Source organism: Nocardioides sp. Z35_8, from assembly GCF_059621125.1.
On the sequence record NZ_JCAQIE010000003.1, the window covers coordinates 363,668 to 390,145 of the forward strand.

Annotated in this window: 29 protein-coding genes; 9 read left to right on the forward strand and 20 right to left on the reverse strand. The window is 73.5% G+C overall.

Annotated features, from left to right (window positions below; all coding sequences use genetic code 11):
- Positions 1 to 5: 5 nt before the first annotated feature.
- A complete protein-coding gene (locus tag AC54T2_RS16110) occupies positions 6 to 620 on the reverse strand; it encodes a DUF6198 family protein (RefSeq protein WP_496666682.1) in 615 nt (204 codons plus the stop codon).
- Positions 621 to 752: 132 nt separating this feature from the next.
- On the opposite strand from AC54T2_RS16110, the gene AC54T2_RS16115 reads away from it, so the two are divergent.
- Entirely contained in the window at positions 753 to 2,069 is a 1,317-nt protein-coding gene (locus AC54T2_RS16115) for an endonuclease/exonuclease/phosphatase family protein (protein ID WP_496666683.1), read from the forward strand.
- A gap of 55 nt (positions 2,070 to 2,124) precedes the next feature.
- Here the strand turns inward: AC54T2_RS16115 and ctlX are convergent, their stop codons facing one another.
- The 4 genes from ctlX to AC54T2_RS16135 are packed head-to-tail and all read right to left on the reverse strand — an operon-like array spanning position 2,125 to position 5,074.
- Entirely contained in the window at positions 2,125 to 3,159 is a 1,035-nt protein-coding gene (gene ctlX, locus AC54T2_RS16120; RefSeq protein WP_186341843.1) for a citrulline utilization hydrolase CtlX, read from the reverse strand.
- A gap of 56 nt (positions 3,160 to 3,215) precedes the next feature.
- Positions 3,216 to 4,316, reverse strand: a complete 1,101-nt coding sequence (locus tag AC54T2_RS16125; protein ID WP_489976204.1) for a beta-eliminating lyase-related protein — start codon at positions 4,314 to 4,316, stop codon at positions 3,216 to 3,218.
- Positions 4,317 to 4,323: 7 nt separating this feature from the next.
- A complete protein-coding gene (locus AC54T2_RS16130) occupies positions 4,324 to 4,527 on the reverse strand; it encodes a hypothetical protein (RefSeq protein WP_186341841.1) in 204 nt (67 codons plus the stop codon).
- A 22-nt stretch (positions 4,528 to 4,549) separates the two neighbouring features.
- Complete coding sequence (locus AC54T2_RS16135) at positions 4,550 to 5,074, reverse strand: 2'-5' RNA ligase family protein (RefSeq protein ID WP_489976205.1); 525 nt, start codon at positions 5,072 to 5,074, stop codon at positions 4,550 to 4,552.
- A 54-nt stretch (positions 5,075 to 5,128) separates the two neighbouring features.
- Between AC54T2_RS16135 and cobT the strand changes: the two genes are divergently transcribed.
- Positions 5,129 to 6,169, forward strand: coding sequence for a nicotinate-nucleotide--dimethylbenzimidazole phosphoribosyltransferase (cobT, locus tag AC54T2_RS16140; protein ID WP_496666684.1), 1,041 nt, complete (start codon positions 5,129 to 5,131; stop codon positions 6,167 to 6,169).
- Positions 6,166 to 6,930 (forward strand): adenosylcobinamide-GDP ribazoletransferase, encoded by a 765-nt coding sequence (locus tag AC54T2_RS16145; RefSeq protein ID WP_241005379.1) that lies wholly within the window; start codon positions 6,166 to 6,168, stop codon positions 6,928 to 6,930. Before cobT ends, AC54T2_RS16145 begins: the two co-directional genes overlap by 4 nt.
- Before the next feature lie 33 nt (positions 6,931 to 6,963).
- Here AC54T2_RS16145 and AC54T2_RS16150 read toward each other — a convergent pair whose 3' ends face one another.
- A complete protein-coding gene (locus AC54T2_RS16150) occupies positions 6,964 to 7,854 on the reverse strand; it encodes an SDR family NAD(P)-dependent oxidoreductase (protein ID WP_496666685.1) in 891 nt (296 codons plus the stop codon).
- Between the two features lie 57 nt (positions 7,855 to 7,911).
- Here AC54T2_RS16150 and cobU point away from each other — a divergent pair, with 57 nt between their 5' ends.
- Positions 7,912 to 8,439, forward strand: coding sequence for a bifunctional adenosylcobinamide kinase/adenosylcobinamide-phosphate guanylyltransferase (cobU, locus tag AC54T2_RS16155; RefSeq protein WP_186341837.1), 528 nt, complete (start codon positions 7,912 to 7,914; stop codon positions 8,437 to 8,439).
- A 70-nt stretch (positions 8,440 to 8,509) separates the two neighbouring features.
- Positions 8,510 to 8,899 (forward strand): hypothetical protein, encoded by a 390-nt coding sequence (locus AC54T2_RS16160; RefSeq protein ID WP_496666686.1) that lies wholly within the window; start codon positions 8,510 to 8,512, stop codon positions 8,897 to 8,899.
- A gap of 133 nt (positions 8,900 to 9,032) precedes the next feature.
- Here the strand turns inward: AC54T2_RS16160 and AC54T2_RS16165 are convergent, their stop codons facing one another.
- Both AC54T2_RS16165 and AC54T2_RS16170 read right to left on the reverse strand, forming a co-directional pair.
- Positions 9,033 to 9,566, reverse strand: a complete 534-nt coding sequence (locus AC54T2_RS16165; RefSeq protein ID WP_496666687.1) for a GNAT family N-acetyltransferase — start codon at positions 9,564 to 9,566, stop codon at positions 9,033 to 9,035.
- Positions 9,567 to 9,804: 238 nt separating this feature from the next.
- Positions 9,805 to 10,212 carry a hypothetical protein gene (locus AC54T2_RS16170; protein WP_496666688.1) on the reverse strand — a complete coding sequence of 136 codons (408 nt, stop codon included), beginning with the start codon at positions 10,210 to 10,212 and terminating at the stop codon, positions 9,805 to 9,807.
- A gap of 343 nt (positions 10,213 to 10,555) precedes the next feature.
- Here AC54T2_RS16170 and AC54T2_RS16175 point away from each other — a divergent pair, with 343 nt between their 5' ends.
- Entirely contained in the window at positions 10,556 to 10,837 is a 282-nt protein-coding gene (locus AC54T2_RS16175) for a VOC family protein (RefSeq protein WP_496666689.1), read from the forward strand.
- A gap of 151 nt (positions 10,838 to 10,988) precedes the next feature.
- Here AC54T2_RS16175 and AC54T2_RS16180 read toward each other — a convergent pair whose 3' ends face one another.
- Positions 10,989 to 11,342, reverse strand: coding sequence for an MmcQ/YjbR family DNA-binding protein (locus AC54T2_RS16180; RefSeq protein ID WP_241005378.1), 354 nt, complete (start codon positions 11,340 to 11,342; stop codon positions 10,989 to 10,991).
- A gap of 150 nt (positions 11,343 to 11,492) precedes the next feature.
- A complete protein-coding gene (locus tag AC54T2_RS16185) occupies positions 11,493 to 12,746 on the reverse strand; it encodes an HNH endonuclease signature motif containing protein (protein WP_496666690.1) in 1,254 nt (417 codons plus the stop codon).
- A gap of 401 nt (positions 12,747 to 13,147) precedes the next feature.
- Between AC54T2_RS16185 and AC54T2_RS16190 the strand changes: the two genes are divergently transcribed.
- Positions 13,148 to 13,588: a CBS domain-containing protein gene (locus AC54T2_RS16190; protein WP_186342626.1), complete on the forward strand. Its 441-nt coding sequence runs from the start codon at positions 13,148 to 13,150 to the stop codon at positions 13,586 to 13,588.
- Here AC54T2_RS16190 and AC54T2_RS16195 read toward each other — a convergent pair.
- From AC54T2_RS16195 to AC54T2_RS16225, 7 genes are all read right to left on the reverse strand, one after another.
- Positions 13,570 to 14,304 carry a hypothetical protein gene (locus AC54T2_RS16195; protein WP_186342627.1) on the reverse strand — a complete coding sequence of 245 codons (735 nt, stop codon included), beginning with the start codon at positions 14,302 to 14,304 and terminating at the stop codon, positions 13,570 to 13,572. The two genes, AC54T2_RS16190 and AC54T2_RS16195, sit on opposite strands and share 19 nt — an antisense overlap.
- Positions 14,301 to 14,975 carry a SatD family protein gene (locus AC54T2_RS16200; protein WP_496666691.1) on the reverse strand — a complete coding sequence of 225 codons (675 nt, stop codon included), beginning with the start codon at positions 14,973 to 14,975 and terminating at the stop codon, positions 14,301 to 14,303. Before AC54T2_RS16200 ends, AC54T2_RS16195 begins: the two co-directional genes overlap by 4 nt.
- Before the next feature lie 53 nt (positions 14,976 to 15,028).
- The gene (locus tag AC54T2_RS16205; RefSeq protein WP_496666692.1) at positions 15,029 to 18,010 is read right to left on the reverse strand and encodes a bifunctional [glutamine synthetase] adenylyltransferase/[glutamine synthetase]-adenylyl-L-tyrosine phosphorylase; all 2,982 of its coding nucleotides are present in this window, start codon (positions 18,008 to 18,010) and stop codon (positions 15,029 to 15,031) included.
- 19 nt (positions 18,011 to 18,029) lie between these two features.
- Positions 18,030 to 19,376 carry a glutamine synthetase family protein gene (locus AC54T2_RS16210; protein ID WP_186342629.1) on the reverse strand — a complete coding sequence of 449 codons (1,347 nt, stop codon included), beginning with the start codon at positions 19,374 to 19,376 and terminating at the stop codon, positions 18,030 to 18,032.
- Between the two features lie 54 nt (positions 19,377 to 19,430).
- Entirely contained in the window at positions 19,431 to 20,189 is a 759-nt protein-coding gene (locus AC54T2_RS16215; RefSeq protein ID WP_496666693.1) for a hypothetical protein, read from the reverse strand.
- A gap of 23 nt (positions 20,190 to 20,212) precedes the next feature.
- Positions 20,213 to 20,863, reverse strand: coding sequence for a hypothetical protein (locus tag AC54T2_RS16220; protein WP_496666694.1), 651 nt, complete (start codon positions 20,861 to 20,863; stop codon positions 20,213 to 20,215).
- Between the two features lie 82 nt (positions 20,864 to 20,945).
- Positions 20,946 to 21,377: a hypothetical protein gene (locus AC54T2_RS16225; RefSeq protein WP_496666695.1), complete on the reverse strand. Its 432-nt coding sequence runs from the start codon at positions 21,375 to 21,377 to the stop codon at positions 20,946 to 20,948.
- Positions 21,378 to 21,478: 101 nt separating this feature from the next.
- Here AC54T2_RS16225 and AC54T2_RS16230 point away from each other — a divergent pair, with 101 nt between their 5' ends.
- Both AC54T2_RS16230 and AC54T2_RS16235 read left to right on the forward strand, forming a co-directional pair.
- Entirely contained in the window at positions 21,479 to 22,183 is a 705-nt protein-coding gene (locus AC54T2_RS16230) for a response regulator transcription factor (RefSeq protein WP_496666696.1), read from the forward strand.
- A gap of 1 nt (position 22,184) precedes the next feature.
- Positions 22,185 to 23,483, forward strand: coding sequence for a sensor histidine kinase (locus AC54T2_RS16235; RefSeq protein WP_186342634.1), 1,299 nt, complete (start codon positions 22,185 to 22,187; stop codon positions 23,481 to 23,483).
- A 24-nt stretch (positions 23,484 to 23,507) separates the two neighbouring features.
- Here the strand turns inward: AC54T2_RS16235 and AC54T2_RS16240 are convergent, their stop codons facing one another.
- From AC54T2_RS16240 to AC54T2_RS16250, 3 genes are all read right to left on the reverse strand, one after another.
- Positions 23,508 to 23,891, reverse strand: coding sequence for a hypothetical protein (locus AC54T2_RS16240; protein ID WP_186342635.1), 384 nt, complete (start codon positions 23,889 to 23,891; stop codon positions 23,508 to 23,510).
- Positions 23,892 to 23,941: 50 nt separating this feature from the next.
- Positions 23,942 to 24,325: a hypothetical protein gene (locus AC54T2_RS16245; RefSeq protein ID WP_489976218.1), complete on the reverse strand. Its 384-nt coding sequence runs from the start codon at positions 24,323 to 24,325 to the stop codon at positions 23,942 to 23,944.
- A gap of 106 nt (positions 24,326 to 24,431) precedes the next feature.
- Positions 24,432 to 26,471 (reverse strand): NAD(+) synthase, encoded by a 2,040-nt coding sequence (locus tag AC54T2_RS16250; RefSeq protein WP_496666697.1) that lies wholly within the window; start codon positions 26,469 to 26,471, stop codon positions 24,432 to 24,434.
- Between the last annotated feature and the right edge of the window lie 7 nt (positions 26,472 to 26,478).

Here is a 26,478-nt window from a genome sequence, read left to right on the forward strand (position 1 = left end):
TCAGACTAGGTCGCCCGCTGATCGGCGGGATCCGCCTCCTGGTGGAGATCCAGCGACAGGATCCGCGCCGTGAGGTCCACCGCTGGACCGAGGAGCAGGATCACCGCGAGCGTCCCCACCCCCACGGTCGCGCCGAGCAGCCAGCCGCCCAGCGCTCCCCCGCCCTGCACGACGCTGTAGCTCCACCGGAAGGGCACCGGCGGGTCCCACGCGAGAGCCGCCGCCTCCGCCGGACCGGCGCCGGTGTGGCTGCCGAGGTAGAGCGCGATGCCCACCGCGAGCACCGGGAACGCCGCGACGAGCAGCGCCACGCGCCACCCCAGCGCGTCCGGCGTCGCCAGCAGGTCGAGCACCGCCGACACGACGATGCCCACGAGCACCACCTGCACGACGGTGCCCACCCCCGGGCGGACCCCGCGCAGCATCGCCAGCAGCACCAGCACCACGCCGACCACCAGGTTGACGATCCAGAAGGCCACCCCGGAGGTGAGGGTGAGGCCGTTGACGAACGTCGAGTACCCGTCGGAGCCCAGGTCGGCCGCCAGCAGCAGCGCGACGCCGGTGCCGAGCACGACGCACCCGACGAGGAGCATGGCCGTACGCCGGGGGCTGGGGATCACGGGCGACAGCATCGCAGGGCCCGTCGTGGGGTCGGTGCCCTGGCAGCGATGTGGACGGCCGCACCCGTCTTCCACGACCGGGCGGCTGCGTCGTACGTTGGCGACCCCCTGACTCGGAAGGCACCCACCCCCATGCGCTCTCGGCACACCCGCCTCGCCCTCGCCGCCGTCGCGGCCCTCACCGTCGCCGGACTCGGCGGGCCCGCGCTCGCCTCGCCGGCCGCAGGGCCGGGCGGCACAGCCAGCGCCAAACCCGGCAATCCCACCAAGCCCGGCAAGCCCGGCACGCCGCCCCGGTCCACCGAGGTCCGCTTCGCCACCTTCAACGCCTCGCTCAACCGCGGCACCGAGGGCGGGCTGGTCGCCGACCTCTCGACGCCCGGCAACCCGCAGGCCGCCGGAGCCGCGGAGACGATCCAGCGCGCCGACGCCGACGTGGTGCTGGTCAACGAGTTCGACTACGCGCCGGACGGTGAGGCGGCCGAGCTGTTCCGCGACAACTACCTCGCCGTGGGCCAGAACGGCGCCGCCCCGGTGGACTACCCCTACTACTACGTCGCGCCGAGCAACACCGGCGTGCCGAGCGGCTACGACCTCGACAACAACGGCGTCGTCGGCGTCCCCGGCACCCAAGCCGGCGGCGACGACTCCCTGGGGTTCGGGCTGTTCCCCGGCCAGTACGGCATGGTCGTCTACTCGAAGTACCCGATCGCCACCGACGAGGTGCGCACCTTCCAGCGATTCCTGTGGAAGGACATGCCGGGCGCGGTGCTGCCCGACGGCTGGTACTCCCCCGCCGAGCTCGACGTCCTCCGGCTGTCCTCGAAGTCGCACTGGGACGTGCCGATCCGCATCCCGGGGCGCAAGCCGGTCCACTTCCTCGTCTCCCACCCGACGCCGCCGAGCTTCGACGGCCCGGAGGACCGCAACGGGCGGCGCAACCACGACGAGATCCGCTTCTGGGCCGACTACGTCAGCGGCGGCCGGGCGGCGTCCTACATCTACGACGACGAGGGCGCCACGGGTGGCCTCGGTCGCGACCAGGACTTCGTGGTCGCCGGAGACCAGAACGCCGACCCGTTCGACGGCGACTCCTACGCCGACGCGATCCTCCAGCTGCTCGACCACCCGGGCATCCAGGATCCCCACCCCACCTCGGCCGGCGCGGTCGAGGCCACCGCACGCGACCGGGGCGCCAACCTCACCCACACCGGCCCGGCGGCCGAGGACACCGCCGACTTCGCCGACAACGCCCCCGGCAACCTGCGCGTCGACTACGTGCTGCCGAGCAGCCGCCTCGCGGTCGCGGGCGCCGGCGTGTTCTGGCCGGTCGCGGCCGACCCCCTGTTCCGCCTCGTCGGCACCTACCCGTTCCCGGTCACCGACCACCGCCTGGTCTGGCTCGACGTGCGGACCGGGCACGGGCACGGGCACGGGCACGGGCACTGACCGTCGCCGAGGGGGCGGCGGAGGCCGATCCGGTGCCCCCAGATCGCGGTCCAGGTCAGACGTAGTCCTTGGCCACGTAGCGGCCGTCGGGGGTGATCGGGTCGTCGACGTTGATCGCCTCGACGGCCTCGGTGAGCTCGGCCTCCGCCAGCGGCGGGCGCCGGTCGAGGTGGATGCCGGCGATCATGCACCGCACCGACCCGCCGGCCAGCTCGATGGTCGGGATCTCGACCGAGACGATCTCGCACGTCTCCTCGATGGCGGCCACCTGCGCGGGGCGCAGCGAGCGTCGGGCGCGGCCCGACATCGCCATCACGTAGCGACGCCTGCCGTCGGGCGTACGGCCGCACAGCTCGACGGCGTTGCCGGCGAACTCGCGCACCTGCGCCTCGGTGAGCTCGACGATGGTCCGCCCGGTGACGGCGAGCCGCTCGCGCACCTGCTCGCGGCGGTGCTCGTCGGGGATCATCTCCAGGGCGATCAGCGCGACGTCGGTGCCGATGCAGGCCAGCACGTTGGTGTGGTAGACCGGCACGCCGTCGGAGTCGACGGCGTCGAAGGCCATCGGCTCGTAGTTGAAGTCGGTGCAGAAGCGCTCGAGCACGGCGACATCGGCGCGGTGGCTGCGCGCGGTGTAGGCCACCCGCGAGACGTGGTCGAGCACCATGGCGCCGGTGCCCTCGAGGAAGACGCCGTCGGGCTCCAGGCCGGAGTAGTCGATGATCGCCTGCACGCGGTACTCCGACTTCAGCAGCTCCAGGACGTCGGCACGCCGCTCGTGGCGGCGGTTGGAGGCGTACATCGGGTAGACCGCCACGGTGCCACCGGCGTGGGTGGACACCCAGTTGTTGGGGAACACGCTGTCGGGGCGGGTGTGGTCGTCGTCGTCGAAGACGTGCACCCGTACGCCGACGTCGCGCAGCGCCGCGGCCAGCGCGTCCATCTCGGCCAGCGCCTTCTCGGCCGTCGTGTAGTCGGTCTGCCCCGCGGGGGCCTCGGACTGGAACGCGTTGTCGGCCGCGGTCGCGGGGTTGGGGACGAAGCTGGTCGCGCGGACGAGGATCACCGCGGTTGGGGCCTGGGCACTCACGGGAGGAATGTAGGCCACGGCCCCGCGACGCCCGGAGGCGCGGCGACCACGCCGGGCTAGGGGTGAGCCGCGCCCAGCCCGACGGCCGCGGCCATGGTGTCGGCCACCTCGGCCGGGTCGCGCCGGGACGCCGACTCGTAGCAGGTCAGCTCCGTCTGCACCCAGCCCGGCACGTCGGCGCCGCTCCACAGCCCGCACGGGACGAGGCCACGCTCCTCGACGAAGGCGATGACGCGCTCGTTGACCTCCTCGGCCGTGCCGGGCGCGTAGGCCAGGAAGGTGGCGATGTGGGGCTCGTCGGGCACGGTGCGGAAGCCGCGCTCGCGCAGCGCCACCGCCAGCGCGACCGCCCAGGCCCGATGCTCTGCGAAGTCGGACAGGTGCTCGTCGAGGCCCTTCAGCCCGCCGAGCGCCGCCGTCGTCATGGAGTAGATCGTGCCGCCCATCCGCTGCCGCCACGACCGCAGCTCGCCGGCGAGGTCCTCGGGGCAGGCGACCAGTGCCCCGCTCGAGCCGCCGAGCCCCTTGTAGAGCGAGACGTAGACCGAGTCGAACAGCTCGGCCACCTCGGCCAGGTCGCGGCCCCAGTAGGAGACCGACTCCCAGATCCGGGCCCCGTCGGCGTGCAGCCGCACCCCGCGCTCGCGGGCGGCGGCGGAGAGGGCGACGAGCTCGTCCCACGGCGGCAGCAGACAGCCGGCGTCGCGCAGCGGCAGCTCGACCAGCGCCGCCCCGAGCCGGCCGCCGACGGCGGCGAGGTCCTCGTCGGTGGCGGTGCGGGGGCCGGTGGTGAGCCACTCCAGCTCCAGGCCGAGCACCCGCCGGGGACCGTCCTGCTCGTGCCGCACGAGGTGCGACAGGTCGGGCAGGGCGACGCGGCGTGAGCCCGCACGGTCGCACCACGCGCGCAGGGTGGCCTGCTGGGCCATCACGCCGCTGGGGAACATCACCGCCGCCGGCTTGCCGAGCAGGCCGGCGACCCGCGCCTCGAGCTCGGCGACGGCCCCGCGCTCGCCGTAGCGGTCCCACCCGATGTCGTGGGCCTCGGCGAAGTCGGCGAGGTCGCGCAGCATCGCCGCGGGCGTCGACGGCGGACGGTGGAAGATCCACTCGGCGCCCGCCGACGCCGACCGGAAGCGGTCGTGGACCTCGCTCACGCCGGGATCAGGACTGGCGCTTGAACCAGTAGGTGGTCTCGACGCCCGGGATGACCTGCACCAGCTCCCAGCCGCTGAGGCCGAGGGTGGACAGCAGGTCCTCCCACGACTCGGTGTCCTCCACGAGGGCCTCGGGGTCGGCGTTGTAGCCGCCGACCTCCACGTTGCCCTGGTCGTCGACGGTGATCTCGAGGTGTGCCCAGGTAGCCATGCGGTGATCCTCGCACGTCCGGTCACCGACCGAGCGGCCACTCCGCCAGCACATGGCAGCGGTCGGTCTCCCACCAGGCGAGCTGGAGCCGGTCGAGCACGACGTCGACGGGCACGACGTCGGCGAGCAGCGCGGCGGTGGAGGCCAGGTCGACGTCGTCGGAGGCCGCGTCCACGGTCAGGTGGGGGCGCACGTCGCTGCCGAACTCCCCGCCGTACGGCGGCCACGCGGGGAACGCCGCGACCAGGCGCGCGGTCAGGTCTCGGAGCGCCTCGTCGGGCTCCGGCACGAGGTGGATGATCCCGCTGGGGAACTGGTCCAGCCGCGCCAGCCTGACCGCGACCGGCGGGGTCGCGGCCGCGATCGCCGCGACCGTGCCGAGGTCCGCGTCGGTGGGGCTGGGCGCGAAGGGACCGAGCGCGGTGATGTGCGCGTGCCCGAAGCGCGCGTCGGTCGAGACGAAACCGGCGTCGTAGTGGGCGGTGCGCTCGCGCACCCACTCCTCGAGCGCCGGCACCGGGAGCTGCAGGACGGAGTGGCCGGTCACCCGGGCAAGACTCGCAGGCCGTCCGGGCGCGCGCCTCACTAGGCTGGTGGCGCCATGACCCAGTCGCCGCGCATCGCCCCGCCCCCGTCCGAGATCGCCACCCTCGCCCGCGATCGCGTCGCCGCACTCGCCACCCCACCGGGGGCGCTCGGCCGCCTCGGCGAGCTCGGGGCGTGGCTGTGCGCCGCGCAGGGCGTCGTGCCCCCGCGCCCGCTGACCGACGTACGCCTCGTGGTGCTGGCGGGCGACCACGGCGTCGCCGCCCACGGCGTGTCCGCCTACCCGGCGGCCGTGACCGAGGCGATGGTGCGCACCCTCGTGGCGGGGAGCGCGGGCGTGAGCGCGCTGGCGCGTGCGCACGGCGTCGCGGTGAGCGTGGTCGACGTCGCCGTCGACGCCGACCTCGACGACCTGCCCGACGCGGTCACCGCCCGCAAGGTGCGCCGCGGCTCCGAGCCCATCCACCTGGCCGACGCCCTGACGCGCGACGAGGCCGAGCGCTCGCTCGCCCTCGGCGCCGAGCTCGCCGCGGAGCAGATCGACGACGGCGCCCAGCTGCTCATGACCGGCGACCTCGGCATCGGCAACACCACGGCCGCGGCGGCGCTCGTCGCGGCCGTGCTCGGGCTGCCCGCCGACGAGGTGACCGGTCGCGGCACCGGCATCGACGACGACGGGTGGCGCCGCAAGCGCGACGTGATCGAGCAGGCGCTGGCCCGCGCGCAGGGCCGCACGTCCGACCCGGTCGAGGTGCTCGCCGCGCTCGGCAGCGCCGACCTGGCCGCCACCGTCGGCTTCCTGGTCGAGGCGTCCAGGCGGGGCGTCCCGGTCCTCCTCGACGGCCTGATGTCGCTCGCCTGCGCGGTCGTGGCCGAGGCGCACGCGCCGGGCGCCGCGGCGTGGTGGCTGGCCGGGCACCGCTCGACCGAGCCGGCGCAGGCGCACGCCCTGAAGTCCCTGGGCCTGGAGCCGGTCCTCGACCTCGGCATGCGGCTGGGCGAGGGGTCCGGTGCGGTCGCCGCCGTCCCGGTGCTGCGCTCGGCGATCACCGTCCTGCGCGACGTGGCGCTGCTGTCGGAGATCATGCCTTCGTGATCGTGCGCGACGCCTGGCTGCTCGCGACCGGGACCCTCACCGCCGTGCGGGTCCCGCCCCCGAGCCGGGTCGACCGCGGGGTCGCCGGGCTGGCGATGGCTCTCGCGCCGCTGGCCGTGCTGCCGCTCGCGGCCGCCGCGGCGGTCGTGGTGCTGGTCGGCGGCTGGATCGGCCTGCCTCCGCTTGCGACGGCGTACGTCGTGGTGCTGACGCTGGCCCTCGGCACCCGGGCGTTCCACTGGGACGGGCTCGCCGACACCGCCGACGGGCTCACCGCCTCCTACTCCCCCGCCCGCTCGCTGGAGGTGATGCGCACCGGCCCGGTCGGCCCGGCCGGGGTGGTCGCCGTGGTGCTCGTCGCCGGGCTCCAGGCGGCCGGGCTGACGGCCGTGGTGCGCGACGACCGGGGCTGGTGGGTCGTCGGGCTGCTGGTGTGCGTCTCGCGCGTCGCGCTGACCGTCTCGTGCGTGCGCGGTGTGCCCGCGGCACGCCCGGACGGCCTGGGAGCGACGCACGTCGGCTCGGTGCCGGTCGTCGCCGCCGTCGCGTCGCTCCTGGTCTGCGGCGCGGCCGCGGCCCTCGCGGGCCACGGGCTCGGCTCGGCCGCATCGACCGTGGTGGGACTGGCGGCTGCGGTGGCCGTCGTGCTGGCCCTGCTGCTGCGGTGCGTACGCCGCCTCGGCGGCATCACCGGCGACGTGCTCGGCGCGGCCGTGGAGGTCACCTTCGCCGTGCTGGTCCTGGCCGCCGCCACTGGCTGACGGCTGCTGCGCGCGGCCCTCTCCCGGGGTCGGTCAGTCGCCGGAGCCCGGCTCGGCCATCCTGCGGTGCATCGCCGCCTTGAGCTTGTCGGGCATCGCCTTGCCGGCGGCCTCCTGCACCTTGGTCTTCAGTCCGCCGCCGACCACCCGGGCCTTGCCGTCCATCAGCGCCTCGAAGCCCTGGCGGGCCACCTGCGCGGGGTCGTCCTTCTTCGACGTGCCGACCGCGGTGTCGTCGGCCATGTCGGCGCGCTCGAAGAAGTCGGTGTCCGTCGGTCCGGGCATCAGCGAGGTCAGCGTGACGCCGGTGTCCTTGAGCTCGTCCTGCAGCGCCTCGGTGAAGGACTGGAGGAACGACTTCGACGCGTTGTAGACCGCTTGGAACGAGCCCGGCATCGTCGCGGCGATCGACGACGTCACCAGCACCCGGCCCGCGTCGGCGGCCACCATGTCGCGGAGCACGAGCTTGGCCAGGCGCACGGTCGAGACGACGTTGAGGTCGATGATCGAGAGCTCGTCGGCGAGGTCCGTGTCGACGAACGCGCCGCCCTGGCCGTGGCCGGCGTTGAGCGCGATGGCGGCCACGGGGCGACCGTCCGCACGGATGGCGGTGTAGAGGGCGGCCACTCCCTGCTCGTTGCGCAGGTCGACCTGCACCGCCTCGACTTCCCCGTCGCCCTCGGCCCGCAGGACGGCCGCGGCGACCGCGATCTCGTCGTCCTCGGCCGCGACGAGGAGGTCGAAGCCGTGCTCGGCGAACTGCTTGGCGAGCTCGAGACCGATGCCGCTCGAGGCGCCCGTCACGACCGCGAGCGGACGACCGCCTCCCGAGGCGGTGTCGCCGGTCGTGTCGCCGGTGGTGTCGCCGGTCGTCTCTGCGGTGGCGTCGGCGGGACTGGACGGGGTCGGGTCGTCGGCGGTCATGTCGACCCGTACCCATGCGGCTGCGTCCGATCCGCGGCGACCTGACAGGATCGCGCCATGCGGATCCTGGTCACCGGCGGCGTGCGGTCGGGCAAGTCCACCCACGCGGAGGACCTGATCGGAGGCGCACCGGCCACCTACGTCGCCACCGGGACGCCCCCCGACCGCGAGCAGGACCCCGACTGGGCGGCCCGGATCGACGCCCACCGCGCCCGGCGCCCCGACTCCTGGGGCACCCTCGAGACGCAGGACCTGGCCGGGGCGCTCACCGCGGCCCGCGACCCCCTCCTCGTCGACTGCCTCGGCACCTGGCTGACCGCGATCATCGACACCCACGACGCGTGGGAGGACGACTCCGACGCCGTCCACGACCTCGTGCTGGCGCGCACCGACGAGGTCGTCGAGGCGCTGGTGCGGTGCGAGCAGGACGTCGTCCTGGTCACCAACGAGGTCGGCCTCGGCGTGGTGCCCGAGCACCGCTCCGGTCGCCTCTTCCGCGACCTGCTGGGCGTGGTCAACCAACGCGTCGCCGCCGCCTGCGACGAGGTGCACCTCGTCGTCGCCGGGCGCGTGCTGCGACTCTGATCGGACCCGACCCTGCGTGACGACCGCGATGACCACCGCAGGTTCGTCCGCGCTGTGGTGCAATCGCGCCATGGTGAACATGCTGGCCGTTCCCGCAGGGCTCTACCGAGGGACGGTGACCGGGCCGGAGAGCGGGGACTGCCAGTGCCGCATCGATGTACGCCGACTGACCGAGCACGCGATGAGCGTCGACTACGAGGCCGTCGGTGTCTCCGGACTCCAGCACGTCGAGCACACCATCGTGACGGCTTCCGCTCTGCACGTCGTCGCCAGTGAGTTCCCCACGGTCGTCACCTTCCGGAGGACGGGCCCCGGACGCTACGTCGCGGACGTCGAGGGACCTGCCATGGAGATCCACCCGGGCTGGGACGGCGCCTCCCTGACGTGGGCGTGGCACTGGGCTCCTCCGGGGGAGGAGCCACGCGAGCAGTCGCGCGCAGTCGCGCGCCCAGTGCGCTGACGCCAGGAGCGGGCTCATCTGCCTGCGGGTTCAGGCTTCGGGAGATCGCCGAATGAGCGTGCGTGTGCACCGCTCAGCCAACCGTCGTCGCCGCCGCGGTTGCAGAACGGACTGGTTCTGCGGCTCGCCGCCTTCAGGTGACGGCGGCCGCCGGATGGTTGGGCTTGATCATCGCGCACCGCAAGGAGCCGTCGATCCCCGGAAGCGACGCCTCGTGCGCCATCGTCCGGGCCAGTTCCGGGCCGACGTGGTTGCTTGCGAGAACCTGATAGCCGAGACGGAGGTAGTAGGGGCCGTTCCACGGGACGTCTCTGAAGGTCGTCAACGTGGTGGCAGGAAGCCCGGCGTCGCGACCCCACGCTTCCACGAACTCGAGCAAGGCCCGACCGATACGTCGACCGGCGTACGCGGGTGCTACCGACACCTGGGCCACGTGCGCGTTCCCGTCGAGCACCTCCGCGGTGATGTAGGCCGCGACCTCCGCGCCGATCTGCGCCACCCAGACCTGCCCTCGCTCGATGGCCTCGCGCAGATCGTCCCTGTCCGGCACGTCCTCAGCGACCAGTGGCATGCCGACGGTGTGGAACAGCTGCCCGGCCTCGACCTCCACCTCGACCAGACGCTCCATGTCGGCCTCATGAGCAGGACGAATGGTCGGGACGGTCACGGCTCCCACGCTCCCACACGTCGTGGACGGGCCCTCCACCTCGGGTGACCGGGGCGTCCGCACCTACGTCGGCGCGTACGTCAGGGCGGCCGGCTACAGGGGCGAGGATCAGGTGTTGCCCACGTTCGACCTTCACGGTGGTCCGGGGATGCGGAGTCTGGTGGCCTCCGACGACGTGGAAGGTTCGCTGAGGCTGGGTCTGGTCCCCGGGGCGAGTCGTCCGTGCGGGTCCAGTCAGTCAGCGCGCGAGCCAGATCTCGGTGCTGTCGCAGTAGGACGGGACGACCAGCCCGCCGACCCGACCCGTGGTGCTCCTGTTCACGCCTCCGTCGACGGAGACCTTCTCGCCGACAGCGATCTCGCCAACGCCGGGGAGCTCGATGGTGGTGGGGGCGTCGCTCGTCACCTCGGTGCCGTGCGGCCATACGACGACCGTGTCGCGATACGTAGTGACATCAGTGATGCCCAAGCACCCATCGACGACCGCAAGGGTTCCCTCGAGGCGTGCGTCCATGCCTCCACCAGTTCGTTCGGCAACCAGCACGGTCGCGTCACCGCCGTCGACGGCTCGTGCCCCGCCGCACGCGCTGAGCGAAATCACGACACAGGCAAGAGATACGGCTCTCCCCATCCCCCCGGCGCTCACTGAGGCAGTGTGGCGCACTCGCGCGACGCCTGCAGGGAGGTCGCTTGAAACGCCGGACCCGCCGCGAACCGAGCGCCCGCTCATGCCGAGATGCGCGCGTAGAGGGCGCCATGTCCTGAGGTGTTTTCGGAGGTCGCCGCCCACTGAGGGACGGCGCCTCCTGGGGCCTGGTCCGACTCGAACGGTGCCGTCATCCTTGGGTTCAGTGACGCCCAGTACCAGCGCTGGGCGTTGAGCAGGCTGGCCGCTAACGATAAGGCAGGGTGCCAGAGTCGTCATCCGTGATGCACCCGGATCTGGCACCCCTCTGTGTCAAGGAGCGGCTTCGGCGTGGGTCTTCCGGGTGGCTGGGGGTGGGCGTCGACACACCCCCCGGATCGCCCCCTGCCTTGGGTCGCGTGACCTTCTGGCAGCTGGCCTCCGACTCCACCTCGACCTCTATCCAACGGGTCGTGACGACACGATGTCCATGGAGCGGCGAGTCGAGCTGGTCGAGGCACGTGTGGTCGAGCTGGTCGGCCTCGGAGCAGCTGTGGAGCGAAGGACACAAGGCCGCGGCCCCGGTGAGTCGTTCTACTGCGTCGTCATGCGCGACCCCGAGGGCAACGAGTTCTGCGTCAGTTGAGGCCTGTACCAAGGCGAGGCAGTGCGATGCGGTCGTAGCGTCGACCTCTCCATCTGCCGGAGCCGGGGAACGAACCCGGGCCTGCAGCAGATCCGGTGCTGCGTCGCCGTGAGGGACGAACCCCGTGAGGTCTCCCGCTCGGCTGCGGACGTCAGCCCGGGCCGTGGGGGTGGGCGAGGTCGTATGCGCGCGAGACCTTCTGCGGCACGACCAGGCGCCAGGCGTCGACGACGAGCTCGCGGGCCTCGGCAGGGTCCAGCGTCGCAAGGTCGGCGTGGACCCAGTGGAAGCGCAGGTCGGCCTGCGGGGGCAGGTGGAACCTGTGCGGCTCGCTCTCCACGAGTGCGGCGCGCTCCTCCTTGGGGAACCCGAACCCCATCACGCGCTCGTCGAGGGAGAACGCGACGTAGACGATCTGCTTGACCCGGAACTTCAGGCGCCCTCGTACGTAGACCTCGTAGGAACGTTCGAGCTCCGACCCGAGCGCGCGGACGTCGTCGATCACCGCCACTCTCGCACCACCACCGCACCCCCCTCAGGACGCGGCCGCGGGGATCGCGAGTCGGCCCATCGAGACATCGTCCTCCCTCGTTGACCGGGTGTCACCGGCTCCTGCTCGCCCGATGACCGACCGAGACTGTCCCGCCCGTGCCTCCTATCTGCGTCGATGGAAGCGGAGGTCGCCGTTGGGGAGCCGGTCGACCCGGTGGCCGGCGTCGTGGACGCGGTGATGGTGGTGGGTGCAGAGCAGGAGGCCGTTGGCGAGGTCGGTGGGTCCGCCGTGGTGCCAGGGCTCGAGGTGGTGGGCCTCGCACCAGGTGGCGGGGATCTCGCAGCCCTCGGCACGGCAGGTGCGGTCGCGGACCAGGAGCGCCTTGCGCTGCGCGGGGGTGAAGAGGCGCCGGACACGGCCGAGGTCGATCGGCAGGCCCTCGCCGCCGAGGACCACCGGAAGGATCCTGGCGCTGCACGCCAGGCGGCGCGCCTCGGCGGCGGTGATCCGGTCCCCCGTGAGCTCGTCGCCCGGCACCAGCCCCGAGCCGAGCAGGTCCGCCGTGGCGAGCTCGGCCCTGAGCGACTCCAACGAGATGGTGACGACCACGGTGGTCGCGTCGCCGCCGTGGACCGGCAGCCGACCGGCGTCGAGGGTCTCGAGGAGCTGGATCCACGCCTCGCCCATCCGGCGCGGGTGGGGAAGCCGCTCGGCGACGTCGCCCCCGGCGGGACCAGCCAGTCGCGGGTTGGTCAAGGCCTCCAGGTAGGTCACCCACCGTGTCGCCGCGGCGTCGGGGAGCCGGCCGGAGATGCGGGTCGTGCCGTCGCCGAGCCGACGCATCGTCAGCCGGGTGTGCTCGCGGGCGTGGGCCTCGAGGTCGGCGAGCCGAGCGGCTTCGGCTCGCTCGGCGACCTCGGGCGCGACGACGTCGAGGATGCGGCGCCCGATGCGACCGAGCTCCTTGGGACCGAACTCCCCCGCCCGGTCGACGAGGTGCGCCTCGGCCAGCGACACGGTCTCGGCGGCGACGGCACCGGGCAGCGCGGTGAGCGCACGATCGATCACCCGCGCCTGCGCCAGGCTCGCGGCGCCCTCCCGCATGGCGGCCGCGAGGACCGGCCGGTGGCGGTCCAACGACTCGGCCAGGCGCAGGTCGGACCGCGCGTCCGCGAACGACGTGCGGGTCTGCTGCGCCAGCCAGCCGGCGGCGTCCCGGGCCGCGGTGTCGGCAGCGAGGTCGCCGGCCTCGGCGAGGATCCGCAACCGCAGCTCGGCCAGCTGTCCCTCGGCCCGACCCAGCTCACCCAACGCGCTCGCCTTCTCGGCGGTGGTCATGAACGTCGGGTTGGCCCCGGACACCGACTTGAGGCGCGCGCGGACGTCGCAGGCGGCGGCGATGATCGGGTGCACCACCACGGACCTCCTCCACGTCGACGACGAGCCGATCGCGCACGCGCGCGATCGATCGATGGTCGTCGCTCCTGGAGGCCCGGGTCCCCGGACTATCACGTCACCCTCGCAACTCGCTCCACTCAGCCATGGCCCGGGCGACGCCCTGGAGCCATGGACCTATGGTGCGTCCGATCAGACTACCCGCTCTTGCGCATATTCGCAAGCGTGTTCGATCGCGGACGAGCGGCGCGGAGCCCACCGTCGCGGGGACGGACGCCGCAGCGCCGCACCCGCCCGGGCGTCTCCCCCTCCGCAGGGAGCAGCTGCTGCTCGTACCGCCCGCGGGGCGGCCCGCCCCGACCTGAGGTCCCCGCTCGCCGCCCGAGGCAGACACTCGCGCGGGGTGCGCCTATCGTCGCAGGGTGACGGCACGGGTGGCAGAGGTGATGCTGCGGTCCCCGATCGTCCTGGACGGGGAGGCGACGGTGGCCGACGTACAGGAGGTCCTCGCCAGCCCCCACGTCCACATGGTGCTGCTCACCGGCACGGGCCGGGTCGGCGAGCAGCTGCTCGGCACGCTCGTGCGCCGGGACCTCGCCGCCGCCGGGTCCGGGGAGCAGCCCGCGCTCGCGCATGCCGTGCTCGAGGGGCGCACCATCGGCGCCGACCTGCCCGCGGAGCAGGTACGCCGGGCGATGCGCGCCGTGGGCGAGCGGCGCGTCGCCGTGGTCGACCGCCAGGGGCTGCTGGTCGGGCTGCTCTGCCTCAAGCGCCACGGAGGTGGCTTCTGCACCGACGCCGGCGTCGCCTCGCGGCGCGCCGAGCGCACCGACGGCCCCGGCGCTCAGGCCAGCAGGACGTAGGAGCCCAGGGCCACCAGCCACGACACGAACGACCCCAGCAGGAAGTACTCGGTGAGCTGGTGGATCCGGTCCTGGTCGCGCCGCGACGAGAGCTCGGGGAAGCGCAGCAGCCCCTTGGCGGCGACGACCACGCTGGCCGCCGTCACCTGCCCGCCGAGGGCGAGGGCGAGGATGAAGACGCGCTCGAGCGGACCCAGCAGACGCCCGCCCTTGAGCCGGGTGGGCGGCATCGCGCCGTCGGCCCGCGGGTTGATGGTGCCGGTCGCCTTGAGCACCAGCCGGACCAGCACGTTGCCGGTGGAGAGCTGGATCGCGAACGCGCCGAGAAGCAGCAGGAACCGGTCGGGACCGACGCCGTCGAGATCGCCCACGGCGAGGGAGTCGAGCCACCGGGCCAGCGGGCCGGAGGCCTCCGGCGCCAGCCCGGAGCAGGCGATCGCGCCCACCAGCGCCACCAGGAACACGCCGAGCGGCAGACGGGCCGCCTTCGGTCCCGGGTGGCCGAAGCCCCACGTGACAGTCAGGCCCCACAGCAGCACCACGACCGCGATGCCCAGGAGCGCCGCCACGTCCCGCCCCGACGTCAGCCCGGCCAGCAGGCCGGTGCACAGCGCCACCAGCGCCCCGACGCACTCGGGCAGGTAGCGCGTGCGGCGCACGGCGTGGATCAGGTCGGTGACCGCGAACCCGATCAGCAGGATCCCGAGCCAGCTCATCGGTCTCCTTCCTCCGGGTCGTCGCCCCCACTGGCGGGCGCGAGCAGGTCGTGGGCCGCGACGATCGCCGCGAGCCCGTCGGCGCGCACCCGCTGCGACACCGCGGACGCGCTGATCCCCAGGGCGTCGGCGACGTCGCGCTGGGTCTCGTGGGACAGCAGACCACGCAGCACCGACACCGAGCGCGCCGACAGGCCGCTGACCCGCTCGTCACGCAGCACCAGCCCGGCGTTGACCAGGGCGGGGTCCGCTCCCCCGGCGGCGCCGTCGGCCACGACGTACGCCGTGCGCAGCCACCGCTGGGCCGGGCTGTGCTCCGCGCTGGCGGCGGCCTCGATCGCCACCCGGGCCGCCCACCACCCGGGTCCGTCCTCGATGCCGGTGTCCGCGTCGAGGACGGTCGTCGCCCCCCAGCCGATGCCGTGGCGCACGTCGTGGTCCGGGAGCAGCCGCGTCCGGACCAGCAGCGTGGCCCGCACGGCCTCCGCGACCGTCGCGAAGGCACCCTGGTACTCGTCCCCGACGGTGACCCACAGCGGCCGGAGCGGGTGCACCAGGTCGTTGACCTCGCCCAGCGCCGACTCGAGGCGCTGGTGGAGGTCGGCGCGGTCGTGGGAGGCTCGAGACCCCACGAGGTCGCCGATCAGCGTCGCGACGGCAGTCCTGGGCACTCCTCGATAATGAAGGTAATTGCTTCATTTGTCCATCGATGAAGCACATCGCTTCATTCCCAGAAGACCCGCTCGACCACGGCGTGGGCGCGGCGGGTGGTGCGCAGGTAGTCGTTGACCATTTCGTCCGACGCGCCCTGCGGGTAGCCCAGCACCCGCGCGACCGCGGCGCGCTCGCGGGCGTCGCTGGGCAGCTGGTCGGCCGGTCTGCCGCGCACGAGCGTGACGGCGTTGCGCACCCGGCTCACCAGCCGCCAGGCCTCCGCCAGCGTCGCCGCGTCGGCCTCGGCGACCAGCCCCGCCCCGGCCGCCGCCTCCAGGGCGGGCAGCGTCTGCGTCGTGCGCAGCCCCTCGACCCGCCCCGCGTGCCGCATCTGCAGCAGCTGCACGGTCCACTCGACGTCGGCCAGCCCGCCGCGACCGAGCTTGAGGTGGGTGTGCCGGTCCGCGCCGCGCGGCAGGCGCTCGTCGTCGACGCGTGCCTTGATCCGACGCACCTCGAGCACGGCGGACTCCGCGATGCCGTCGAGGGGGAAGCGCAGCGGGTCGATGAGCTCGGTGAAGCGGGCGCGCAGGTCGGGGTCGCCGACCACCGCGTCGGCTCGCAGCAGGGCCTGGAACTCCCACACGTCCGACCACTTCGCGTAGTAGGCGGCGTAGGACTCCACGGTGCGCACCATCGGGCCGTTCTTGCCCTCCGGGCGCAGGTCGGCGTCGATCTCCAGCGGCGGGTCGCTGGCCGGCAGCGAGAGCAGGCGACGTACCTCCGAGACGACCGCGGTCGCGAACGACGCCGAGGCCTGGGTGTCCGCACCGTGGGCGGCCTCGTGCACGAACATCACGTCGGCGTCGCTGCCGTACGACAGCTCGAACCCGCCGTAGCGACCCATCGCGACCACGGCGATCCGGCTCGGCGGCGCGTCCAGGCCACGCTGGCGCCGCACCGCCTCGATCGCGATGTCGAGCGTCGCCTGCAAGGTGGCGTCGGTGAGCCGGGTCAGCCCCTGGCCGACCACTGCCACGTCCGTGCCCGCGACGAGGTCGCCGCAGGCGATGCGGAGCAGCTCGCGCCGGCGCACCGAGCGCACAGCGGCGACCGCGGCCTCGGGCGAGTCGGCGCGCTCGGCGACCGCCTGCATCTCCGCCAGCGCCGCCTCGGCGGTCAGCGGCACCAGCGACTCCCCCAGCATCCTCACGCCCTGCGGCTCGCGCTCGAGCAGGTCGGTGGCGTAGCGCGAGGTGCCGAGGACGACGGCGAGCCGCTGGGCGACCTCGCCCTCGTCGCGCAGCATCGTGAGGTACCACGGGGTGCGGCCGAGGCTCTCGCTGATCCGCCGGAAGCCGAACAGCCCCGCGTCGGGGTCGGGCGAGTCGGCGAACCACCCCAGCAGCACCGGCAGCAGGGTGCGCTGGATGTCGGAGGTGCGCGAGACCCCGCTCGTCAGCGCCTCGAGGTGGCGCAGCGCGGCCCGCGGGTCGGCGTAGCCCAGGGCGGACAGCCGGGCCTCCGCGGCCTCCAGCGACAGCCGTGCCTCCGAGCCGGGGAGCTTGGCGACGGCCCCGAGCAGCGGTCGGTAGAACAGCTTCTCGTGGAGCCGGCGCACCTCGCGGCGGTGGTGGCGCCAGCGCCGGTCGACCTGGGTGGCCGGCTCGGAGAAGATGCCGATGGAGCGGCCGAGACGACGCAGCGACGCCTCATCCTCGGGCAGCACGTGCGTGCGCCGCAGCTGGTAGAGCTGGATCCGGTGCTCGAGGGTGCGGAGGAACGTGTAGGCCTCGTGCAGCTTCTCGCCGTCCTCGCGACCGACGTAGCCGCCGTCGGTGAGGCGGCTCAGCGCGCTCAGCGTCGCGCCCTCGCGCAACGACGGGTCGGCCCGGCCGTGGACGAGTTGGAGCAGCTGCACCGCGAACTCGACGTCGCGCAGGCCGCCGGAGCCGAGCTTGAGCTGCCGCTCGGCCTCGTGCGCCGGGATGTGCTCGACGACTCGTCGGCGCATCGCCCGCACGTCCTCGACGAAGCCGTCGCGACCCGCGGCGCTCCACACCATCGGGGCCACCATCTCGCGGTAGCGACGGCCCAGGTCGGCGTCCCCCGCGACCGGTCGCGCCTTGAGCAACGCCTGGAACTCCCAGGTCTTGGCCCACTTCTCGTAGTAGCCCTGGTGGCTGGCGAGGGTGCGCACCAGCGGGCCCTGGCTGCCCTCGGGTCGGAGGTTGGCGTCGACCGGCCAGATCGTCCCCTCGCGCGTGTGGTCGGAGCAGATCCGCATCAGGTGCGAGGCCAGCTGGGTGGCCGCGCGCAGGGCGGCGCCCTCGTCGGCCCCGGGTGCCGGCTCGTGGACGAAGACGACGTCGACGTCGGAGATGTAGTTGAGCTCGTGGCCGCCGCACTTGCCCATCGCGACGACCGCGAGCCGCACCGTGCGGGCGCCGTCGCCGACCCGCGCGCGGGCCACGGCCAGCGCGCCCTCCAGGGTGGCCGCGGCGAGGTCGGAGATCTCGGCCGCCGCGTCGTCGAGCGCCACGTGGTGGGAGAGGTCGCGCGAGGCCAGCCGCAGCAGGTGCCTGCGGTACTCCACGCGCAGCGCGTCGACGGCCTCGGCGTCGGGAAGTCCGGCCACCGGCTCCCCAGCATGCGGGTCGGCGCCCACCGCGCGCAGCATCGCCTCGCGCAGGGCGTACGCGGCGGCCCGGGTGGTGCCGAGGGTGGGGTCGGTCAGCTCGCGCCAGTGCTCCGGGTGGCGGACCAGGTGCAGGGTCAGGGCGGCGCTCGCGCCGAGCACGCTGCACAGTCGCATCGCGGTGCCCTCGTCGTCGGCCACCTCGGTGAGCATCTCCGCGCCGGTGCCCTCGGCCTGCTCGTCGAGGGCCTCGGCGAGCCGGAGCAGGCCCTCGAGCGCGGCGTCCGGGTCGGCCGACGCGGCGAGCTCGTCGGTCAGCGGCGGACCCGCCTGGCCGAGCCGCGCGATCCCGCGGGCAGCGGCGGCGCCGTCGACGAAGCCCTTGCGGACGTACGACCCCGGCGTGTCCCCCATCTGCGTCAGTCCGCCGGGCTCAGAGGACCGGCAGCATCCGGTCGCGCTCGTAGGCGGAGACCTGGGTGCGGTACTCCTCCCACTCGGCGCGCTTGTTGCGCAGGAAGAAGTCGAAGACGTGCTCGCCGAGCGTCTCGGCCAGCAGCTCGGAGTCCTCGGCGATCCCGATGGCGTCCCACAGGCTGCGCGGCAGCGGCGCGATGCCGAGTGCCCTGCGCTCCCGCTCGGTCAGCGACCAGACGTCGTCCTCGGCCTCGCGGGGCAGCTCGTAGCCCTCCTCGATGCCCTTCATGCCCGCGGCCAGGACGACCGCGAAGGCGAGGTAGGGGTTGCAGGCCGGGTCGATCGTGCGCAGCTCGATGCGGGTGGACTGGCCCTTGTTGGGCTTGTACATCGGCACCCGGATCATGGCGGACCGGTTGTTGTGGCCCCAGCACACGCCGGACGGGGCCTCGCCCCCACCGAGCAGGCGCTTGTAGGAGTTGACCCACTGGTTGGTGACCACGCTGATCTCGCCCGCGTGGCGCAGGATCCCGGCGATGAACTGCCGGCCGGTCTTGGAGAGCTGGTACTGCGCGCCGGCCTCGAAGAAGGCGTTGCGATCGCCCTCGAAGAGCGACACGTGGGTGTGCATGCCCGACCCAGGGTGGGTGGTGAACGGCTTGGGCATGAAGGACGCCCAGATCCCGTGGCCGAGGGCGACCTCCCGGATGACCGTGCGGAAGGTCATGATGTTGTCGGCGGTGGTCAGCGCGTCGGCATAGCGCAGGTCGATCTCCTGCTGGCCTGGGCCGCCCTCGTGGTGGCTGAACTCGACCGAGATGCCCATCGCCTCGAGCATCGTGATGGCGTCGCGGCGGAAGTCGGCTCCTCGCGACTGGGCGGTGTGGTCGAAGAAGCCGCTGCGGTCGACCGGCTCCGGCTCGTCGCCCTTCCCCGGCACGTCCTTGAACAGGTAGAACTCGATCTCGGGGTGGGTGTAGAAGGTGAAGCCCTTGTCGGCGGCGGTGCTCAGGGTCCGCTTCAGCACATGGCGCGGGTCGGCGTAGGACGGGCTGCCGTCGGGCATCACGATGTCGCAGAACATCCGCGCGGTGGCCGGGCCGCCCTCGTCGCCGGTGCGCCATGGCAGGATCTGGAACGTCGAGGCGTCGGGGTGCGCGAGCATGTCGGACTCGTAGACGCGGGCGAATCCCTCGATGGCCGAGCCGTCGAACCCGATGCCCTCCTCGAACGCGTTCTCGAGCTCGGCCGGTGCGACGCTCACGCTCTTGAGGAAGCCCAGCACGTCGGTGAACCACAGCCGCACGAACCGGACGTCACGCTCCTCGAGCGCCCGGATCACGAAGTCCTCTTGCTTGCCCATGCCACCAGCCTAGGGCCAGCGCGACACGAGGGTCGGAGGGTGTCAGCAGCCGAGTCAGAAACCCGCGTCCGACGGCATCCCGCCGCCGATCAGCGCCTCGCGCCGGGCCCTGTCGGCGATGTGCAGCTCGCGAAGCAGGCGCCGCAGCTGGGCCTCGTCGGCCACCAGCCCGACGCGCAGGTGGATGCCCGGCGGGTCGGGCTCGCGGTCGAGGGGAAGCAGTAGCCGGCTCGGTCGCCACCGGTACGACGGCGCGCCCGCCGCGGCGGTCAGCACCAGCGCGGCCCAGAGGGTGCCGAGGCTGTCGGGCACCACGGCGCCGACGTCGTCCCACGCCAGCTCGCTGTCGATGCCAATGCCGTGCAGCTCGACGAGGTCGGCCGAGATCCGCAGCTCGGGTCGCCGCGACCACGCACGCCACATCTCGGCGGCCAGCACCAGCACGAGCAGCGCCGGGACGCCGGCCACCACACGCACCCCGGTGCGCTCGTCGAGCACGGCCGCCAGCCCCAGGCCGATGCCGAGCGTCGTCAGCACGACGGCGACCGCGGGGGCCTGGCCGCGCTCGCCGAGCGCCAGCGCCCACGCGGGGCGTCCGCGCAGCTCGGTGCGCCGCCACGTCGAGGTGCTGCGCCGTTGGCCGAGGCCGACCATCGCGGCCACCGACACCATGAACGCGCCGAGCACGAGGTTGAGCAGGCGCTGCTCCGCGCGCGTCGCGGCCAGGTAGAGGGCGCCGACGCCGATCACGCCCGTGACCACGACGGTGAAGACACCGACGGGGCGCGAGGTGAACGCGTGGCGCCCGCTCATGCGCTCGGACGCTAGCACCACCGTCAGCCGCAGATGTTGACGTCCTGCGACCCGAGGACGCCGTCCCAGACCTCGCGCATCGGCGCGAGCCAGCTCTGGGTGGTGGGCACGAAGGCGATGCTGCCGTTGACCTCCTCGTGCACACCGCCCACCCGCACCTTCTCCACGACGAGCGGCACGGTGACCCTCCGGCTGCGGACGCCCTCCCAGCACGCCGACGCGCGCCGCTTGGTCACGGCCTCCTCCACGGTGACGGGGTCGCCGACGCGCTTGCCGTTGTAGCGCCACGCCACGGTGGCGAGATAGCCGGTGTGGCCCTCCCAGGGCGCGACGACGGTGGCCGACATCCCCCACGTGCGCCGGGTCGCGACGCGGAAGGTCACCGATCCGTCGCGCACCTTCCTGGTGCGCGACTGCCACACGTGGACCACGTGGGCGTCCAGCGTGCGCCGGGCGTTGACGAGCTGGATCCGGCAGCCCTCGCAGTCCTCGACGGTGAAGGTCAGGGTCGTACGAGCGGCAGCGCGCTCGGCGGGCTCAGCGGGGGCCGGCCGGGCGTGGGCGGGCGCGGACGCCAGCGAGCCGGCGAGCAGCGCGACGCCCGCGAGCGCGGTGGCCAGCGACCGGAGGGCGCCGGATGGGACGGTGGGACGGGCGGTGGATCGGTGGGCCATGGGTGGTCTCCCCCGTGAGGTGGTGTCAACGATGGGGACGCGGGCTGCGGTCCATCGGGTCGCACCGAGACTGGCAGAAGGATCAGTCGTCGCCCAGCGTGTTTCGCTCGAGGTCGCCGAGCGTGGGCCGTCCGCGGTTGCAGAAGACGTCGAGCTCGACCGAGCTGCGACCGTCGCTGAAGACCGCCTCGACGTCGTCGTCCGGGCCCTGCTCCCAGCTCACGGCGCGCCAGCCCGCCTGCTTGTCCGCGCGCACACCGACGCCGTACGCCCAGGTGTCGCGGCACTCGACGAGGAAGGCCCCCCACTCCCCCGTGATCTCGTCGGACACGGCCGGACCGTCGGGCTCCGGTGCGGTGGGGGACGGCACAGAGGCGTCGCGGGCGACCTCGTCGCCCACGGGACCGCGGTCGCGGATGGTGGCGCCCACGGTCGACACCGCGAACACGCCGGCGACCACGGCGAGGAGCGTGGCCGCGACCCACAGGCCCACGAGCAGCATCCGACGTCTCACGGGGCGCATCTTGCCGGTTCGCCGGTCAGCGTGGGGTGAGGAGCCGGTTAAGGCGCGGCTAAGGCCGCGGTGGCGCGCGTCGGGGACGGTACGGTCGATGGGTGGCCGAGGTGCTGATCATCGAGGACGACGACCGGATCAGGCCGTTGATGGTGCGGGGCCTGCGCGAGTGCGGCCACACGGTCACCTCGGCGCCGACCGGGATGGCCGGGCTGCAGCTCACCGTCGACTCCTCCCCCGACCTGGTCGTGCTCGACCTCGGCCTGCCCGACGTCGACGGCACCCAGGTGCTGTCGATGCTGCGGGCGGTGAGCGAGGTGCCGGTGATCATCGCCAGTGCCCGCGCCGACGACCCGTCGCTCGTCGGGGCCCTCGACGCCGGCGCCGACGACTACGTCGTCAAGCCCTTCACCAGCGCCCAGCTCGACGCCCGCGTCCGCGCGGTGCTGCGCCGCGCCGCGTCCGGCCGACGGCGGCCCACGACCCTCACCGTCGGCGGCCTGTCCGTCGACCTGGCCGGGCGCCGCGTGCAGCTCGACGGCCGGGAGATCGACCTGACGCCGCGCGAGTTCGACCTGCTCGCCCACCTCGCCGAGCGACCCGGCGAGGTGGTGACCAAGCGTGACCTGCTGGTCGACGTGTGGCGCCAGCCGTGGGGCGGCTCGGACAAGACCGTCGACGTGCACCTGTCGTGGCTGCGCCGCAAGCTCGGCGAGACCGCCAGCTCGCCCCGCTACCTGACCACCGTGCGCGGCGTCGGCGTACGACTCGCCGCGCCCGAGCCCGACCAGGCCGAGGACGACTGAGGTGCGCCGCAGCCTCCTCGTGACGGCGGCGGCCGCGATCTCCATGGTCCTGCTCGCGATGCTCGTGCCGATGATGATCCTGGTGCGCAGCTACGCCCTGGAGGACCGGCTGGCCCGCGCCGCGCTGGAGGTCCAGGCGGTGGAGACCGTCGTGTCGGGCCAGGACGCGGGCGCGGTCGCGCAGTACGTCGACCGCGTCAACGACAGCGACCGCGACGCACGGGTGACCGTGCTCTACCCCGACGGGCCGGAGATCGGCCCCGACCCCGGACAGGGCGCGCTGGTCCTCGACGCCCGCAACACCGGTCGGGCGCGCGTGGACGACGTGCCCGGTGGGTCGCAGCTCCTCGTGCCGGTCTCGCGGGGCGGCAACTCCGCGCTCCCGTCGCAGACCCCGGTGATCCGTGTCGTCGTGGACGAGCCCGGCCTCGACTCGGCCGTCGGGGCGGCGTGGGGGCTCCTCGCGCTGCTCGCGCTCGTGCTCCTGGCCGGCTCGCTCGCCGTGGTCGACCGCCTGGGGCGCTCGTTCGTGCTTCCGATCCGGCAGCTCGCCCGGCACACCCGCTCGCTCGGCGGCACCGGCGTCGTCACCCCGCTCCCTGCGGTGTCGGGCCCGCCCGAGGTGCAGGAGCTCGCCAGCGCGGTGGACCGGCTGGTCGGGCGCATCCAGCTGCTCCTCGCGCGCGAGCGGGCCAACGTCGCCGACCTCTCCCACCGCCTGCGGACGCCGGTCACCGCCCTGCGGCTGCGGGTCGAGGCGGTCGACGACCCGTTGCTGCGCCACCGGCTCGGCGGCGACCTCGACGCCCTGCAGGCCACCGTCGACGAGATCGTCCGCGAGGCCCGGCGCTCCGAGCGCGAAGGGCTGGACCCCCGCACCGACGCGGTCGCGGTGATCACCGAGCGCGTACGCCACTGGGAGCCGCTGGCCGAGGACCAGGGCCGCCCCTACGAGGTCCACCTCGCACCGGCGGGGCCGCTCCTGCGGGCCAGCCGCGCCGACCTGGAGGCGCTGGTCGACGTGCTGCTCGACAACGTCTTCTCCCACACCCCCGACGACGCGGCCGTGCGGATCACCCTCGACGCGCAGGACGACGTGGTCGAGCTGGTCGTCGAGGACGCCGGCCCGGGCCTGCCGCCCGGGCTCGACGCCACCGGCCGCGGGTCGAGCGGAGGCGGCTCCACCGGGCTCGGCCTCTCGATCGCGGCCCGCACGGCCGAGAGCTGCGGCGGCGCGTTGGAGGCGGGCACCTCGGACATGGGAGGAGCCCGGGTCGCCGTCACGTTGCGGACGGCCTGACCCAGGCCCCTGCGGAGCCGTCGCTCAGCGCACGGTGACCTTCAGCGAGCAGGACTTCCCGCCGGCGGGCGTCACCGTCAGCTTGAAGGTGTCCTTGCCGGGGGTGTTGCGGCGGAACGTGTCGAGGCTGAGCTCGCCCTCGTCGTCCGCGCGCAGCACGCGGGACACCGCCAGCTTGCCGTCGTGACGGATGGCCACGCGCCACTGGCTGCCCGGGCGGGCCCGGTCGATGTCGGCGTCGACCTCGAAGCCGCGGCGGCCCTCGCGGTCGACGTTGAGCTCGAAGGTCGCGCCGGCGCAGGTGCCGCGCCGCTCGACGTCGGCGCTGGCGGGCGACGCGACGAGGACGGTGGTGCCGGCCGCGGCGGTGGCGACCAGGGCGGTGGTGGCGATGAGCGTCTTCTTCATGGGGTACTCCTCAGGTCGGGTGGCCCGGACGGGCCGCGCTTCGTGGTGGGTCAGGAGCCGATCGTGGCCGTGCAGGGCTCCCCGTCGGCGGGGGTGAAGGTGACGGAGTAGGACGCGTCGCCCGAGTCGCCGGAGCTGAAGGCGTCGACGTCGATCTCGCCGTCCTCGTCGGTCGTGCGGACGCCGCTGAGCAGGGACGTGTCGTCGCGGGTCAGCTCGACCTGCCACTCCTCGCCCGGTCCGGCCGACTGCAGCTCGGCGCTGACCTCGGTGCCGCCGTCCTCCCGCTCGGTCGTGAGCTCCCAGGTGGCGCCGCCGCACGTGCCGCGCTCGGTGGCGCTCTTGTCGGCCGCGTCGTCCACGGCCCACCACACGCCCAGCCCGATCGCGACCGCCACGACCACGACCACGGCGATGACCACGTTCCTCCGCACATTTCCTCCTTCGTCGTCGGACGCCCGGGTGGCGTCCGTCGACCACGAGGTTGGCGGGCGGGGGGCTAAGCGCGCTCCAGCCGGCCGTTAAGGGCAGGCAAAGACCTCAGGAGGTCGGCACGTCCCGCTCGATCTCGGCGAGCCACGCGGTGCCCTTGGCGTCGCTGGGCATCCGCCAGTCGCCGCGCGGGCTCATGGTGCCGCTCGGGCTGACCTTCGGCCCGTTGGGCAGCGCCGAGCGCTTGAACTGGTTGGCGAAGAAGCGCTTGACGAAGACCTGCAGCCAGTTGCGGACCTCCTCGAGCGAGTACGCCACCCGCGCGTCCTCGGGGAACCCGGGCGGCCACTCCCCCGCCGCGGCGTCCTGCCACGCGTGCCAGGCCAGGAAGGCGATCTTGCGGGGCCGGAAGCCGTGGCGCACGACGAGCGCGAGCGTGAAGTCCTGCAGGTTGTAGGGACCGACGGTGTCCTGCGTGGCCTGCGGCCGCTGTCCCTCCTCGACCGGGATCAGCTCGGGGGTGATCTCCTGCTCCAGGATCTCCGCGAGGACCTCGTTGGCCTCCTCGAGCTCCCCGTGGCTGATCACCCAGCGGATGAGGTGCTGCACGAGCGTCTTGGGCACGCCGGCGTTGACGCTGTAGTGCGACATCTGGTCGCCGACGCCGTAGGTGCACCAGCCGAGCGCGAGCTCGGAGAGGTCGCCGGTGCCGACGACGATGCCCCCGCGCTGGTTGGCCAGCCGGAAGAGGTAGTCGTAGCGAAGCCCGGCCTGGACGTTCTCGAACGTGACGTCGTAGACCTTCTCCCCCTCGCTGTAGGGGTGGCCCATGTCGGCGAGCATCTGCTCGGCGGCGGGCCGGATGTCGAGCTCCTCGAACGTCACCCCGAGCGCCTGCGAGAGCCGGGTGGCGTACGACTTGGTGGTCGAGCCGGTCGCGAAGCCGGGCATCGTGAAGGCCAGCACGTCGCTGCGCGGGCGCCCGAGCCGGTCCATCGCCTTGCACGCGACGATCAGCGCGTGGGTGGAGTCGAGACCGCCGCTCACGCCGATCACGGCCTTCGGCGCGCCGATCGCGGTGAGCCGCTGCTCGAGCCCGGAGACCTGGATGTTGTAGGCCTCGTAGCAGTCGAGCTCGAGGCGCTCGGGGTCGTCGGGGACGAACGGGAAGCGGTCGACCTTGCGCATCAGCCCGATGTCGCCGACGGGCGGCTCGAGCTCCCACTCGACGGTGCGGAAGCGGTTGACCCGCTCGTGGTGGGTGCGCCGGTTGTCGTCGAAGGTGACCTGCCGCATCCGCTCCTGCCGGATCAGGTCGAGGTCGACGTCGACCACTGTGCGGCGCGGGCCGTCGGGGAACCGCTCGCTCTCGCCGAGGAGCGAGCCGCACTCGTAGACCATCGTCTGGCCGTCCCAGCTCAGGTCGGTCGTCGACTCGCCCTGGCCGGCGGCGGCGTAGACGTACGCCGCGGCGCACCGCGCGCTGGCGCTGCGCACCAGGAGCCGGCGGTCCTCGGCGCGGGCGATGGTGATCGGCGAGCCGCTGAGGTTGGCCAGCACGGTGGCGCCGGCCAGCGCGGCCTCCGCGCTCGGCGGCACCGGCACCCACAGGTCCTCGCAGACCTCGACGTGCAGGTCGAGGCTTGGCACGTCGAGGCACCGGAAGATCAGGTCGGGCCCGAAGCGGACCTCCTGGCCGGCGACCGTGATCCACTCCAGCTCGCGGTCGTCGCCCGGGGCGAACCAGCGGCGCTCGTAGAACTCGCGGTAGTTGGGCAGGTACGACTTCGGCGCCACCCCGAGCACCGACCCGCGCTGCACCACGACCGCGCAGTTGAAGACCCGGTTGCCGTGCACGACCGGGGCCCCGATGACGAGCATCGTCATCAGGTCGGCGCTCGCCGCCACGATGTCGGCGATCGCCTGGTCGACGCTCGCCAGCAGGGTGTCCTGCAGGAAGAGGTCGTCGACCGAGTAGCCCGTCAGGCCCAGCTCGGGGAACACCGCGATCGCGACCGAGTCGTCGTGGCAGGCCCGCGCCTGCTCGATCACCTCGGCGGCGTTGGCGGCCGGGTCGGCCAGGTGCACGGGCACGGTGACGGCGGCGATGCGGGCGAAGCCCTGGGCGTAGGCGGAGTAGAAGTCCACGCCGCCA